At 48.6% G+C, this 14845-nt stretch carries 9 protein-coding genes; 8 read left to right on the top strand and 1 reads right to left on the bottom strand.

All coding sequences use genetic code 11. From position 1 onward, the window contains the following. Positions 1 to 431 precede the first annotated feature (431 nt). Complete coding sequence (locus Dia5BBH33_RS07760) at positions 432 to 1688, top strand: Glu/Leu/Phe/Val family dehydrogenase (protein ID WP_143332681.1); 1257 nt, start codon at positions 432 to 434, stop codon at positions 1686 to 1688. Between the two features lie 739 nt (positions 1689 to 2427). Continuing rightward, on the top strand, positions 2428 to 4068 hold the full coding sequence (locus tag Dia5BBH33_RS07755) for an IS3 family transposase (RefSeq protein ID WP_108850122.1): 1641 nt from the start codon (positions 2428 to 2430) through the stop codon (positions 4066 to 4068). 3 nt (positions 4069 to 4071) lie between these two features. Here Dia5BBH33_RS07755 and Dia5BBH33_RS11060 read toward each other — a convergent pair whose 3' ends face one another. Beyond that, positions 4072 to 4230: a hypothetical protein gene (locus Dia5BBH33_RS11060; protein ID WP_162501778.1), complete on the bottom strand. Its 159-nt coding sequence runs from the start codon at positions 4228 to 4230 to the stop codon at positions 4072 to 4074. Positions 4231 to 4339: 109 nt separating this feature from the next. On the opposite strand from Dia5BBH33_RS11060, the gene Dia5BBH33_RS07750 reads away from it, so the two are divergent. The 6 genes from Dia5BBH33_RS07750 (at position 4340) to Dia5BBH33_RS07725 (ending at position 14840) form a co-directional block, all read left to right on the top strand. Beyond that, positions 4340 to 5182, top strand: a complete 843-nt coding sequence (locus Dia5BBH33_RS07750; protein WP_108850676.1) for a deoxyribonuclease IV — start codon at positions 4340 to 4342, stop codon at positions 5180 to 5182. Then, positions 5179 to 6345 carry an exonuclease SbcCD subunit D gene (locus Dia5BBH33_RS07745; RefSeq protein WP_143332680.1) on the top strand — a complete coding sequence of 389 codons (1167 nt, stop codon included), beginning with the start codon at positions 5179 to 5181 and terminating at the stop codon, positions 6343 to 6345. The genes Dia5BBH33_RS07750 and Dia5BBH33_RS07745 overlap by 4 nt, the downstream gene beginning before the upstream one ends. Next, positions 6342 to 8963, top strand: a complete 2622-nt coding sequence (locus Dia5BBH33_RS07740) for an AAA family ATPase (protein ID WP_143332679.1) — start codon at positions 6342 to 6344, stop codon at positions 8961 to 8963. The genes Dia5BBH33_RS07745 and Dia5BBH33_RS07740 overlap by 4 nt, the downstream gene beginning before the upstream one ends. A 688-nt stretch (positions 8964 to 9651) precedes the next feature. Beyond that, a complete protein-coding gene (locus Dia5BBH33_RS07735; RefSeq protein ID WP_143332678.1) occupies positions 9652 to 10929 on the top strand; it encodes an S-layer homology domain-containing protein in 1278 nt (425 codons plus the stop codon). A 910-nt stretch (positions 10930 to 11839) separates the two neighbouring features. Next, the gene (locus Dia5BBH33_RS07730) at positions 11840 to 13141 is read left to right on the top strand and encodes an S-layer homology domain-containing protein (RefSeq protein ID WP_143332677.1); all 1302 of its coding nucleotides are present in this window, start codon (positions 11840 to 11842) and stop codon (positions 13139 to 13141) included. Positions 13142 to 13262: 121 nt separating this feature from the next. After that, positions 13263 to 14840: an IS1182 family transposase gene (locus Dia5BBH33_RS07725; protein ID WP_143332102.1), complete on the top strand. Its 1578-nt coding sequence runs from the start codon at positions 13263 to 13265 to the stop codon at positions 14838 to 14840. The last annotated feature ends 5 nt before the right edge of the window (positions 14841 to 14845 follow it).

The following is a 14845-nucleotide window of genomic DNA, read 5'->3' as shown; positions in this document are numbered from 1 at the left end:
CTTCGGGTGGAGTGCATTAAACTCGCCTTCCCAGACGGGGAAGGGAGTATGGTAGGGGATGGGGTACGAAAGGGCAAAAACAAATCAGATTTAAAATCTTTTCTTTATTCTCTGCGAAGCTGCCTCCTTCGGGGGAAGTGGCGCGCATGCGCCGAAAGGGGTGCAGTAATAAGTAAAGCATATTCCTTTCGCGGTGGATAGGGTTGATTACCACGAGCGAAGCGAGATCGTACGGTTCTAATCCCCATTTCCCCTCTTCATTTGTTTGGCAAATAAAGCATGACTTAAAATATAACCTATGCTGAATACTCATTTATGTATGCAATTATCTTCTCAAACAGGAAGAAAGGTGGTATAGTAAAGCCATAAGTTTCAGGATATAGAGTCCACTTATTGGAATTCGTATCCCATTTCTTCTTGGAGGCTTGATCATGGCAGGTTACAATCCGTATGAAAATATGCTTCATGTATTGGATAAGGCAGCAGAAGTACTCGGCTGCCCGAGAAATGATTATGAATTCGTCCGTTATCCGGAACGCGAGCTGACAGTCAGCATCCCGGTCACCATGGATGACGGCCATGTAGAAGTATTCTCCGGCTACCGCGTACAGCACTCCACCGCACGCGGCGCAGCAAAAGGCGGCATCCGTTTCCATCCGCAGTCCGATGAAAACGAAGTCAAAGCCCTTGCTGCATGGATGACAATCAAGAACGCCATCGGCAACATTCCTTACGGCGGTGCTAAAGGCGGCATCAAAGTCGACCCGCATAAACTGTCAAAGCGTGAACTCGAAAGACTGACACGCATGTACGTACGCCGCATTTATCCAATCATCGGACCAGACCAGGACGTACCGGCACCAGACGTCAATACCAACGGCCAGATCATGGCATGGATCGCTGACGAATACGCAGCCCTCTCCGGCAAATGGCAGCCAGGCGTCGTCACAGGCAAACCACTCGAAGTCGGCGGATCCCTCGGCAGAAACGAAGCTACCGGCCGCGGCCTTCTCTTCACACTCGAGACCTGGTGCGAAAAGAACCATAGAGAAATGAAAGACCTCACCATGGTCGTACAGGGCTTCGGCAACGTTGGCTCCGTAGGCTCCCTCCTCATGCATAAAGAAGGCGTCAAGATCATCGCTGTAGGCGATATCAATGGCACATGGAAGAACCCGAATGGCCTCGACATCGAAGCCATGTACGTTTATGCCAACAGCCACGGCAGATCCCTCAAAGGCTACACAGAAGAAGGCGCATCCTTCATCCCTGACAGCGAACTCTTCGCCCAGGACGTCGACGTCATCTTCGCAGCAGCTATGGAAAACCAGCTGAACGCATCCACCATGGAAAAAGTAAAAGCAAAACTCATCCTCGAAGGCGCAAACGGCCCGACCGATGAAACAGCAGACAAATACTTCGAAGAACACGGCATCGAAGTCCTCCCGGACGTCATGAGCAACGTCGGCGGCGTCGTAGGCTCCTATTTCGAATGGGTCCAGAACCGCACAGGCTACTACTGGACCGAAGACGAATACAACGCCCGTCTCCAGAAAAAGATGAGAGAAGCATACGAAGGCGTCTACGCCCTCAAAGAAAAATACCACGTCACCTACCGCCTCGCCTCCTACATGCTCGCACTCCAGAGAGTCATGGCAGCCCAGAAACTCAGAGGCTTCTTAGGATAAGTTATAGCGGAAATACAGACAGGATGCATGATCCATTCATGCATCCTGTTTTTTGGCGCGCTCGCCATCAGCGAAAAAGCCAAGGTACGCCTTCGCCGCAGCGCAGGAAATGCCAAGGTACGCTTTATTTTAAAAAAGCATCTATAAAAGAGAGCTCTTATAAAGAAACCGTACAACCGCGGCGGAGCGCGAACTTGGAAAACAAGCAAACCTCGCTTCGCTCGTGGAACCTTTTTATAAAAATCAATGAATACTACACCCCGATTTTAGAAACTGCACCCCTATTGCCCTTCGGGCACTTCCCTCCGTAGGGGGAAGCTCGGCGATGAGAAATAAAAAAATTCAAATCTGATTTGTCTTAAATTTATGAAAAGATTGGCTGGACGCCTTCCCCGCTGGGGCAGGTCAAAACCTTCCGCACCGGCGCTTACCTATGTTATCAGTAGTGATTTAAATACGAACCGTAAATGAAAACGGTAAGGTGTTCGTTCAATAATATCCATCAGAATCGAAAAAACCTGCCTCGGAACAAGGATGACGCATACGCTCACGAAGTGACAGAAAGGAGTGCAGTTCCCGAGCGCAGCGAGGTTGTATGGTTTTCATCGAACGAAGTTCGGTTTAAGGGTGTCAGAGCTCGCCCCGTAGGGGGAGCTGGCGCGCATGCGCCTGAGGAGGTTCATCTGGGGACGCGGACAAAAAGTTGGACCAATTGACAGAGGTGTCAGGAGGTCAATTTATGTATTCGCATGAAGAGCGCTTAAAGGCAGTCAAACTGCACGTCGATTCGGGCATGGGGCTCAAAGGCATTATGAGAACGCTCGGCTATCCTCACGACATAAAAGTGTTGCGTCAATGGTGCCGGGAATTCAAGTTCTCCAGAGAGATTCACGAAGTAGACGGATTTGATGACGGATATTCTCTCAAACAAAAAACATTAGCCGTCAAATACTTCGTAAATTGCGGCGATCTGCGGCGCACCATCAGGGAAATAGGCTATCCCAGCAGCACGCAGAGATTGAAAATATGGGTTGAGAAATACAACCTTAACGAAAACGATCATTGGCAAGCTGACCAGAACCCTGTAAAATGGGGGCAAGATCGACAGACGGGAAGCAGTCCACTGATTCAGGAGAATCCATTCGAAGAAATTGAGATAGCCTCTAACGCTATCTACAAGGACTTAGGCTTCCTCGAGGAATTGTTCCAAAGGAGGCTGGCAACAATGTCTAAAAAGGACTCGGAAGTAACGATTGAATCTTTAAAAGAAGAAATGCAAGTACTGCTTAGAAATATGGAAAACCTCCGCAAAGAGAATAAAGCATTGCTGAAAGCCAATCAGTCACTGGGAGAGAAGACGAAGTCTCTTGATGAAAAGTGCCAGACACTTGCGAAAGAGTATAAGGAGCTTGGCGAGCAGACTCTTATTAAACGGATCGAGTACGAAGCCCTCGAGATAGCTGCAGAAACAATAAAAAAAGAAGAGGGCATCAGTCTAAAAACACTGACCAATCGGGAAAAAGCCATCGTGATTGATGCCCTTCTGAGCCGCAGCAAGTATCCCCTGAAGAAACTGCTGACGGTGCTAAATATGGCTAAAGCCTCATATTTCTACCAGAAATCCGCTATGAAGGCGGGAGATAAATATGCGGAAATACGCGAAACCATCAAAGACAAATTTAAGAAGAACCGGTCGGTTTATGGTTACCGGAGAATCTGGTTAGCGCTCAGAAAAGATGGGAAAATTCTTTCTGAGAAGCTCGTCCGCCGCTTTATGAAAGAGGATCATCTGGTTCCATACCGCAAAAAAGCTAAAAAGTATAGCTCCTACAAAGGAGAAATTTCACCTGCCCCTAATCTCGTTAACAGGAATTTTCATGCCGACGAATTAGGAAAGCTGCTTCTCACAGATATTACGGAATTCCACATATCTGCAGGGAAAGTATACCTGTCAGCTATAACTGACGTCTTTGACGGCAAGATTGTCGCATGGACGATCGGCACGTCGCCGAATGCCAAACTGGTCAATACCATGCTGGTAAAAGCGAGAGAGGCCCTGGGCGATGACAAGCATCCTATCGTTCATTCAGACCGCGGTATACATTACCAATGGCCTGGATGGATCGCCTTGATGAAGAAATTCGGCTGGACAAGATCCATGTCGAAAAAAGGGTGCTCGCCGGATAATGCTGCTTGTGAAGGTGTCTTTGGAAGAGTAAAAAACGAAATGTTCTATAATAGAAGCTGGATAGGTGTATCCATTAAAGAATTCATAGCTTACCTAGACGATTATCTTCATTGGTATAATGAAGACCGAATTAAAATTACCTTGGGCGGCATGAGTCCAGTAGAATACAGAGAAAGCTTAGGGATAATGTAAGTACTACCAGAATGGTCCAAAAAAATATCCGCACCCCCTCTCCACGAGCGAAGCGAGGTCGTCCGGTCTTCTATCGAGCAGCGCGAGGTCGTATGGTTTTTCCTCCTTGTATGGTTTTATCATGTTTTTCTCAGCCGCAGGCTGGTTGTCCGGTTTTCCCATCTTTTCTCACGCTTTCCATCTTCCCCCCTCCCTCCGTCCAAAAATTTCCTCATGCTATAATGAAAGGGAATTGATTATTGGAATGGATTTAAATAGAAAGAAGGACTTTATGTTTATACTTGGATGCCATTTATCCGTCACGGGCGGGTATCTTTCCATGGGGAAGACAGCCACTTCGATCGGCGGAAATACGTTTCAGTTCTTCCCGCGAAACCCGCGCGGAAGCCAGTCTGCTCCTGTGAAGGAAGCGGATGCGCTGGCTTTGAAGGCGTGGATGCAGGAGCATGATTTCGGGCCGATTCTCTGCCATGGGGCTTACACGATGAACGGCTGCTCGACGAAGGAGTCGGTGCGTGAGTTTGCCCGCACGGCGCTTCGTGAGGACCTGGCCAAAGCGGCGCACCTGCCGAACTGCCTTTACAATTTCCATCCGGGCTCCCACCTGAAGCAGGGCGCAGAAGTTGCGATTCCCATGATTGCAGACATGCTGAATTACGCCATGGATCAGGAAGAGCTGCCGCCATTTGTCCTGCTTGAAACGATGGCAGGGAAGGGGACGGAAGTCGGACGCACGTTTGAGGAGCTGGCCGCGATTATCGACAAGGTTGAGCGCAAGGACCGCATGGGCGTGTGCCTTGATACCTGCCACGTCTATGACGGCGGCTACGACATCGCAGGAGATACCGACGGCGTTCTCGCCCATTTCGATGAAGTCATCGGGCTTTCCCGCCTGAAGGCTATTCACCTGAATGACGACAAGAATCCGATGGGAAGCCACAAGGACCGCCATGAAAAAATCGGCGAAGGGACAATCGGTCTCGAAGGGATGGAAAGGATCATCAATCATCCGCTTCTCAGAAATCTTCCCTTCTACCTTGAAACACCGAATGATCTGGAAGGCTACAAGCGTGAAATTGCGCTTTTGAGAAGCCTTCGGAAGGAGGACGCATGAAATTCATTCACACAGCCGACTGGCACCTGGGGAAGCTTCTGAAGGAACACTCTATGACAGAAGATCAGGCATGGCTCCTGGAAAACCGTTTCCTGCCCATCGTCGACGAAGAAAAGCCGGACGTGATCCTTCTGGCCGGGGACGTCTATGACCGCTCATTTCCTCCGGAAGATGCCGTCGAGCTCTTTGACCGCATGACTGAGGAAATCGTCGGAAAGAGAGGGATTCCCTTCATCGTCATCAGCGGGAACCACGACAGCGCCGAGCGCCTCGCCGTGGCAAGCCGTCTTCTCCGCTCGCAGGGGCTCTACATCTTCGGGCCGCTCGACAGGCTCTCTCCCGTCATCCTGAAGGATGAATGGGGTCTCGTTGCATTCCTTCCGATGCCGTATTCTGAACCCGCCCGCGTGCGCGTCATGATGAATAAGCTTGGCATGGAAGAGGCAGAAAAAGTGAAGACGTATGAGGAAGCAGAAAAAATCCTCTCCTCCCGCATGCTCTCCCTCCTTCCCGATGAAGGTAAAGGCATGAGGAAAATTGCCCTTGCCCACGTCTATGCAGCAGGCGGCATGTCGTCGGAATCGGAAAGACCGATCTCGATTGGCGGCTATGACCAGATTCCTGATGAAGTCTTTGCGCCTTACGACTACACCGCACTCGGCCACCTCCACCGTCCGCAGAAGACGAAGAGGGATTCCGAGAAGATCCAGTACAGCGGAAGCCTCATGCGCTACTCCTTCGACGAAGTGCGTCAGAAGAAGGGCATCATCGTAGGGACGATTGACGGAGAAGGAAATGTTTCCACCACGTTCCGCGAAATGCTGCCCCTCCATCAGGTACGCGAAATCCAGGGTTCTTTTGCAGACATCATGGCTAAGGAAGGCTCGGAAGACTACCTGCAGATCGTATTGACCGACTCCGAACCTGTCATCGACGCCATGCCAAAGCTTCGCGAGAAGTACCCGAATGCCCTTGGCGTCGAGCAGGACATGGGATACAAGGACGATGACGGCGAAAGAAGGATCCGCCTCGAATCTATGAGCGACGAAGACATTTTCCGCGCCTTCGTCAGCCATTTCCGTGAGCAGGAACTGACAGAAGAAGAAGAAAAGCTTTCTCAGGAAGTCTGGGAAGAGGTATACAGGAAGGAAAACGCAAAATGAAACCTTTGAAACTGACGATGCGTGCCTTCGGTCCCTATGCGGGCGAGACCGTCATCGACTTCGAAAAACTGCAGGGACGCCATCTCTTCCTGATCTGCGGCCCGACCGGAGCCGGGAAGACGACGATCCTGGATGCCATGTGCTATGCCCTTTACGGCAAGACAAGCGGCGACCGGACAGGCGAGAAAATGAGAAGCGACTATGCCGACTCCTCGGAAAGGACAGAAGTCATTTTCGATTTCATGCTGGGGGATAAGACATACCGCGCAACGAGAAGCCCGGCGCAGATGGTTGATAAGAAACGCGGCAGCGGACAGACACTGGCTGCCATGCAGGCGTCCCTTTCCGAACTGGAAGACGGCAAGGAAATCAATACATTGCGCACAGGCATTGAAGAAGCCGCAGGGAAACTCATCGGGCTCAATGCCGACCAGTTCTGCCAGGTCATCCTCCTTCCGCAGGGCGATTTCAGAAAACTCCTCGTGGCAAAGGCCGATGAAAGAGAAGCCATCCTGAAGCAGCTCTTCAAGACACAGCGTTTCTCGGAATTCAAGGACAGGCTGAAAGACAGGCTCGATGCAAAAGTCCGTGAGAAAATGGAAAAGCAGACAAGAGAAGACCAGATTCTCAGCACCGCCGGCGCCGCAGACGAAAAGCAGCTCGCCTCGATCGTAGAAGAAGCAGAGAAATCACTGCAGGAGGCGGTGGAGACGACCCGGAAGCAGGAAAAGGAAAGCAATGAATTCCGTGAAGTCTACCAGAAGAAAACTGCCCTGATGGGCCATTTCACCGAGCTTGATAAAGCATTGAAGCAGGATGCAGCCCTCAAGAATGAAGAAGGACGCATGAAGGAAATGGAAGCATCCCTTTCCCTGATCCGGAGCGCACGGGAGCTTGCGCCTTACTTCGACCAGCTGGATGGCATCACCCGGGAAGGCAGGCAGGAGGCACAGAAACTCAAGACAGCCAAAGCGGATATGGAAACGTATGCAAGGCTGAATGAAACGCTTGAAAAACGCATCCAGGAGCTGGACGCCATGAAAGAAAAACGCGAAGAAGAGCGTAAAACAGCCCTTAAAATGCAGGACCTGGTGCCCAAGGCAAAGTTGTACGGGGCAGCCGTCCAGGCGCTTAAAAACGCACAAAACGCATTATCCAGAGCAGAAGAGGAAACGAAGCGCCTCCAGGCTTCTGCCGAAGCGGCAAGGAAGGCAAGGGATGCGCAGAAGGAAAAGGCAGATGCTGTCAGGAAATCCTATATCGACGGACAGGCATTCCTTCTGGCGGAAAGACTCGAAGACGGCGTGCCATGCCCCGTCTGCGGCGCCATCCACCATCCGGCCCCGGCCCGCGGCGGAGACAATGTAGCAAAGGCAGAAGACGTCGAACGTGCGCAGAAGGAATATGAAAGAGCATCAGCCGCTTATGACAGAGCCAATGATACCAAGGAAAAGCACAGCACAGGCGCCTATGCGAAAGCCATGAGCGATCACGCGAAGGCCGATGCCCAGATGAAGACGCTTGAGGAAATTCCTGAAGCATACAGGGATCCTAAATTTCTTGAAATGGAAAGCACGCGCCTTCTGACGGATATCAGAAAGTGGGAACAGGACAAGGAAACGGCGGCCGTCCAGCTGAGGAAAGCAGGAGCCGACCTCTCTGCCAGCCAGGCCGCATGCAGGAATGCCGAAGAGCGCAGAGAAGAGCTCGTGAAGAAATACAGGGAAACAGAATCCGTCCTGAAGGAAGCTTCCGATAAGGCCGGCTTCCAGAGTCTCGACGAATGCAAGGAATGGTACAAGAAGAAGGACACGGAAGAAAGCGTCCGTAAGACACTGGAACAGTACCGCGCAGACAGAAAGAGCACAGAAGAACGGATCAAAGCAGAAGAGCAGGAGACTGCAGGGAAGGAGCGTCCTGACATGCTGGAGCTGAATGAAAAATCCAAAGCACTGCAGGATCAGCTCAAAAAAGCCTCCGAAAGGGCAGCCGCTCTCAAGGAACGCACAGAAACGCTCCAAAAGGCCGTTTCAGACGCCAGAGCCATCGAGAAGGAACTGGAAGACCTCCGCAAGGAGGAAGGCCTTATAAGAGGCCTTTATGACCTCACAAGCGGAAAGAAGACAAGGATCACCCTGGAAAGATACGTCCTTGGCACACTCCTTGACGACGTAGCCAATGCTGCGAACCTCCGTCTTCTCTCCATGAGCAGGAGGAGATACTCCCTCCACCGCATGACAGACGAAAGCGGACTGGGGAAGGGCGGACTGTCGCTTGAAGTCTCCGACAGCTTCACAGGACGTTCCCGCCCGGCCAATACACTTTCCGGCGGCGAAACCTTCCTGGCATCCCTGTCCCTGGCCCTTGGCCTTGCCGACGTCGTCCAGTCCAGACAGGGCGGCGTCCGTCTTGATACCATGTTCATCGACGAAGGCTTCGGTACCCTCGACCCCGACTCCCTGAACAGCGCCATGAATACACTCATCGACCTCCAGAACACAGGCCGCATGGTAGGCATCATCTCCCACGTCCCAGAACTCGAAGAACGCATAGACGCACGACTGCGCGTCACACCTGCCGAAAAAGGCAGCAAAGCAGAATTCGAGATCATCGACTGAGGAAATAAGGATAAAGGAATATATAGGCAAAAGGAGCTGTAGAAATCCGCTAAAATGTTGCTTTTTCCTTTTCTCGAACGAAGTTCGGTTTAAGGGGGTCAGAGCTCGCCCCGTAGGGGGAGCTGGCGACGGAGTCGCCTGAGGAGGTTCATTTCCTTCGAGCGCAGCGAGGTTGTATGGTTCTAATTCTCTCAATCAAATAACTCTCACTAAGGACTGTCGAAATGCCTGCACATTTTGACAGTCCTTCTTTTATTTCGATATCGACACCCATGAGTTCATAAAACTTATCTATATTCTCTCAAGGCCGGCGCGCCGCTCATATATGACTGATAGTCAAAAATATAAAAATGTATGAAATGACTTATAGTCGGTCATGCGGGAGTTAATGGGAATGATTGTGATAACTCAGTATAAAACTGATTCTGTCGAATGTTTTACAAATAACCAAAAGTCTCATGCATATCATAAAGGTTTATCAATAGTTTAAACTTGATTTAACTTTGCGTCCGTGTTAAACTAACCACAGACATGAAGGAAGCCTCAAGGTCATGTCCCTTGGAAAAGCAAAGATGAAAGACAGCAGAGGAAACACGGTCACTCGCGCAAGGTCCTAGTCGGAGCTCCTCCGAGGAAAAATAGAGGCACGCATAATTCTCTATATTTTCTATTAAAGGAGCGATGAAACATGAAAAAGGTTCTCGCAATTGCTGCAGTAGCAGCACTCACAGCTGGCGTATCCGCATACGCTGCAAATCCATTCTCTGATGTAACCCCGAACGACTGGGCTTATCAGGCAGTTGAAGACCTGTCCGAACAGGGCGTCGTTGAAGGTTATCCGGATGGCACCTTCAAGGGCGAAAGAAACATCACCCGTTATGAAATGGCTCAGATCATTGCCCGCATGCTCGCTAAGGAAGATCAGCTGAACGCTGAACAGAGAGCAACCCTGGACAAACTCGCTGGCGAATATGCTGACGAACTCGCAAACCTGGGCGTTCGCGTATCCAACCTTGAAAAGAAGGTCGGCAACATTTACTGGTCCGGCGATGCTCGTATGCGTTACCAGAACAACGCAACTGGCGATGACTCCTGGAACGGCCGTATGAGAATCAACGTAAAGGGTCAGGTCAATGACTCCACTTACGTTCAGGGCCGCCTGAACGCAACCATGGACTTCAAAGAAAGTGAAGATGATTCTGATGTACAGAAAGAAAGTGAAGATGATTCTGATGTACAGTTTGATCAGCTGTTTGCAAACCATGACTTCGGAAGCGTTGCAACCGTTCGTCTCGGCCGTCAGCCGGTAGCATTTGGTGACCAGGGCGGCTGGCTGTATGGTGATACCTTTGGCGCTGATGCTGCTCAGGTAACATTCCATGCAGGACAGAAAGTTGACCTGACCGCTGGTTATGGCCGCTTCAACACCTCTGACTATGATGAAGGCGTTGAAGATCAGGATGCATTCTATGCACGCGGCGCAGCTGACCTGAACGTTGCTAAACTCGGCGTTGACTACATTAAGTTCACAGGTGACAAGGAAGCTGATACAGTTGCCGGCTATGAACTGATGGGCGCAAACCTGACCATTCCGGTTCAGGACTTCCGCGTATTCGGTGAATACTGGAAGAACACCACCTATGAAAACGGCAATGATACTGCTTGGAACGCAGGTATCGGCTATGGCAAACTGAACCTGAAGAAACCGGGCTCCTTCGCTATCGATGTAGCTTACAACGATGTTGACGAAGGCGTATACTTCGGCGGCACAGGCCTCCAGACTGATGCTCTGAAGTATCTGACAAAGCATGATGCAACCAACGTAACATTCTGGAATGCAATGGCTGATGTAACCCTCCAGAAGAACGTATTCCTCCATGGTGAATATGCATTCGACGTTAGCGCTGATAACGCTGATATGAATGATAAGGATGCTTGGACCGTATCCCTCAACTACAAGTTCTAATACAGAACCTGGCAGCAGTGAAATTAAAAGAGACTTCCTTCGGGAGGTCTCTTTTTAGTGGGAAATGTTTGCAGAAAGTATAGAAACAGGCTATCGCATTTATAGAAGTTCTTTATAAGCTGCAAAAGAAGAATGCGGGTTAACAATCTGACAAAACGTGGCTTATAGGACATTTCGTGTTGTTTTTATAGTCGATGAGCCCCGCGTTTATCGGGCTCCATCGGCATTTTAAGATTTTCAGTAATTCTTAAAGGGTGGACAAAACGTGTTGGTAAAAAGCCTCAAACCCCTGATAAATACAGGCTAAAATGGGATTTTATCTTTTCAGTGTGACTAATCTTCTGGAAAGATTATCGTTATGAAAAATAGATGCCCTTATTGTGTCTTTATCTGCTGCTGATGCGGAAAAGTGCGCATTTGAACACAAACCTGGAAGTGCTGAGAATATGGGCGCTTTTACGCTTCCAGCTAATTGTGATGAGATGGATTACAGTGCAGCTCGGGCGTATTTCAGTATGCACCGTATTCTGCCCTTAATACAAGCATAATATAAATTTTTACCAACACGTTTTGTCCTATAACCCCAAAACGTACCGAAATGGGGATGAAAAATCTGCCGACTTTCGGTCATATGGCGGTAAACGCGAATCATTTGCATAATTTAAAATTAGGAGATTTCACTCAAAAATGGAAGCTTTAAGGGAATGAGAGGATTTGTTTAAACTTGATTTAACTTTTCTCATGTGTTACTCTCAACCTAGACATGAAACAAGTCTTCCGATTCATGTCACTTAAGATCGAAGAAGAAAAACACGCAGAGGAAACACGGTCACTCGAGCCACGTTTTTCATCCAAGCTCTTAGGGAAAAAGGAAGACATTCCACATTTTTCTTTATAAGGAGCGAAGAACATGAAAAAAATTCTCGCACTCGCTGCTGTAGCAGCACTCACCGCTGGCGTATCCGCATACGCTGCAAATCCTTTCTCTGATGTAACCCCATCCGACTGGGCTTACCAGGCAGTAGTAGACCTGTCCGAACAGGGCGTCGTTGAAGGCTATCCGGATGGCACCTTCAAAGGCGAAAGAAACATCACCCGTTATGAAATGGCTCAGATCATCGCTCGTATGCTCGCTAAAGAAGATCAGCTGAACGCTGAACAGAGAGCAACCCTGGACAAACTCGCTGGCGAATACGCTGACGAACTCGCAAACCTGGGCGTTCGTGTTTCCAACCTTGAAAAGAAAGTCGGCAACATTTACTGGTCCGGCGATGCTCGTATGCGTTATCAGAGCAAGAGCCTTGACCAGAAGGATGGCTGGAATGGCCGTATCCGTATCAACGTTAAAGGCCAGGTTAATGACTCCACCTACGTACAGGGCCGTTTCCTGAATGAAATGGATTTCAAAGGTAATGATACCTCCAGCACATCTATGGATCAGCTGTATGTAAATCACAACTTTGGCAAAGATGTATCCGTACGTCTTGGCCGTCAGCCCATTTCCTTCGGCGATCAGGCAGGCTGGCTGAACAATGGTCATGACGGATACGATGGCGGACAGATTGCTTACAACAACGGCAAGTTGTCTCTCGCTACCGGCTATGGTCAGTTCAACAGCACTTTTGGCGATTTCGCTTATGATGCAAATGATAACAACAAATCTGATTTCTACTTTGCACGTGGTGCTTATGACTTCAACTTCGCTAAACTGGGCGTAGATTACATTGCATATCAGGATAAACACAATGTAGTAGAAGAAGGCAAGATTAACGCAGCTGGTGACAAAGCTAAAGTTAATTTCGAAGGAACTAAACCTGAACTCTTCGGCGTAAACCTGAACATTCCTGTTCAGCAGTTCAATGTATTCGGTGAATACTGGAAGAACACCACTGCTCCAAGTGCACTGGAAGATACCGCTTGGAACGCTGGCCTCTCCTACGGCGCAGCTAACTGGAAGAAACCGGGCACCTGGGATCTCTCCGTTGCATACAACAGTGTAGGCAATGGCGTATACCTCGGCGCTACCGGCTGGCAGACCAACATCCTCGATGCTGTAGCAAATGCTAAACAGCTGAAGTTCTGGAACGCTATGGGCGATGTAACTCTGGCTAAGAACGTACAGCTCCATGCTGAATATGCATTCGCTGCTGATGCTGATCAGGGCGCTGATCCGGATGATGCATGGACCGTTTCCCTGAACTACAAATTCTAATTTCTTATCGAAGAAACTGGAATCAAAGAAAGGGGATGTGACAAAATTCATCCCAACAAAAAGGGCTCTGCCCCGGATCATTTGGTCCGGGGCAGAGCCTTTCGTGTTATAATTTTTTACAATGAAAAATAACAACACTAGCAATCATTTTACCGCAGAACAAGGCATTTTGCCAATGTTTCCCTCTGAGATTCTCAATGTCGATGATCCTGTTTTAATGTATGACAGATTTATGGAGGAAATCGATCTTAAAAAGTACCTTCGTTACATACCGACGCGTGGCGCTGGCAGACCCAGGTATAATCCCGTCAACATGCTGAAAACGATCATCTATGGTTTCGCAGAAGAAGGATATTGCTCTTTTAGAAAACTTGAAGATAATTGCAGGGTTAATATCAGATATATGTACCTGATGAATTATGAAGCCCCATCCTATCGGACATTCTGTCATTTCGTGAAGGGCTTTCTTAAGTATTCTCTCAAGGATATCTTTTATTCAATTACGAAAGAACTCTGCGGCAAACTCAACGTGGATTTGCAGCATATATATATTGACGGTTCCAAGTTTGAAGCGAACGCAAATAAATACAGCTGGGTATGGAAGAAATCCGCTGAAAAATCCCGCTACAAGCTTTTTGCCAAGATTACCAGCCTTTTTGAGTTACTCAATGATGATCTTAAGTATGACCATATGAGTGTAAACATCAATACAGAATACGCTCCGGACTATCTGCGTCTGGTATTGGATAAATTAAAAGAAATCTGGCAGATTGATGAGACGGCCTTTGTTCATGGAAGCGGGCATCGCAAGTCCGATCATCAACGCAAGTATGAGCAGCTTAAGGCATATACATCAAAACTTGAAGAATATGTTGAGAAGATACAGATATGCGGTACTTCCAGAAACAGTTATTCGAAGACCGATACGGATGCAACATTCATGCGAATCAAGTCGGACTACATGGGAAATGATCAGCTTCTGCCTGCATACAATGTCCAAATAGGTGTTGCCGATGAATTTATTGCCGTAATTGATGTTAACCAGTATCGTTCAGATATGGATTGCTTCGTACCGCTGATGGAGGAATTCCACGAAGTCTATGGGGCTTATCCTAAGTATCCTGTGGCAGATGCAGGATATGGATCTTTCAACAATTACATCTATTGCGAGCAGCACGGTATGGAAAAGTATATGAAATTCCCCATGTACAAGAAAGAAACGAAAGACAAGAAATACCATACCAATCCGTTTCGGCCAATAAACTTTAGAGTTGATGAGAATGGAACCATCCGTTGTCCAAATGACAGGGCTTTCAAATTTATCTATAGACATCTGGTCAGAGGGAACTTATACGGCAGGCAGGAGGAAGTATTTGAATGCGAAGACTGCCAAGGATGCCCGCTGGCAGAGCAATGTAAAAAGACCCCGAAGAACAAAAGAATCTCATTGAGCAGAGAACGGAATAACATGTACCAGGAGGTTCAGGATAATCTGGAAAGCATCCATGGAGCCCTGCTAAGAATGAACCGGTCAATCCAGGCTGAAGGAACTTTTGGAATCATGAAACATGACAGATGGTACAAAAGAATCGTCAGAAAAGGGATAGATTCTGTAAAAGCCGAGTTATACCTGGTAGCACTTGGCTATAATTTAAGGAAATACATCACAAAAATAATGCGTATAAGGATTGCCGCCTAAGACAA

It is taken from the genome of Dialister hominis, assembly GCF_007164725.1.
GTDB lineage: Bacteria > Bacillota > Negativicutes > Veillonellales > Dialisteraceae > Dialister > Dialister hominis.
Note: the sequence above shows the minus strand (reverse complement) of the source record. Positions and strands in the feature narration are given on the sequence as shown.

Excerpts from the sequence above, each read along its gene's own strand:
- Dia5BBH33_RS07760 (WP_143332681.1), top strand. The coding sequence starts at position 432 with ATGGCAGGTTACAATCCGTATGAAAATATGCTTCATGTATTGGATAAG.
- Dia5BBH33_RS07755 (WP_108850122.1), top strand. The coding sequence starts at position 2,428 with ATGTATTCGCATGAAGAGCGCTTAAAGGCAGTCAAACTGCACGTCGAT.
- Dia5BBH33_RS11060 (WP_162501778.1), bottom strand. The coding sequence starts at position 4,230 with ATGGGAAAACCGGACAACCAGCCTGCGGCTGAGAAAAACATGATAAAA.
- Dia5BBH33_RS07750 (WP_108850676.1), top strand. The coding sequence starts at position 4,340 with ATGTTTATACTTGGATGCCATTTATCCGTCACGGGCGGGTATCTTTCC.
- Dia5BBH33_RS07745 (WP_143332680.1), top strand. The coding sequence starts at position 5,179 with ATGAAATTCATTCACACAGCCGACTGGCACCTGGGGAAGCTTCTGAAG.
- Dia5BBH33_RS07740 (WP_143332679.1), top strand. The coding sequence starts at position 6,342 with ATGAAACCTTTGAAACTGACGATGCGTGCCTTCGGTCCCTATGCGGGC.
- Dia5BBH33_RS07735 (WP_143332678.1), top strand. The coding sequence starts at position 9,652 with ATGAAAAAGGTTCTCGCAATTGCTGCAGTAGCAGCACTCACAGCTGGC.
- Dia5BBH33_RS07730 (WP_143332677.1), top strand. The coding sequence starts at position 11,840 with ATGAAAAAAATTCTCGCACTCGCTGCTGTAGCAGCACTCACCGCTGGC.
- Dia5BBH33_RS07725 (WP_143332102.1), top strand. The coding sequence starts at position 13,263 with ATGAAAAATAACAACACTAGCAATCATTTTACCGCAGAACAAGGCATT.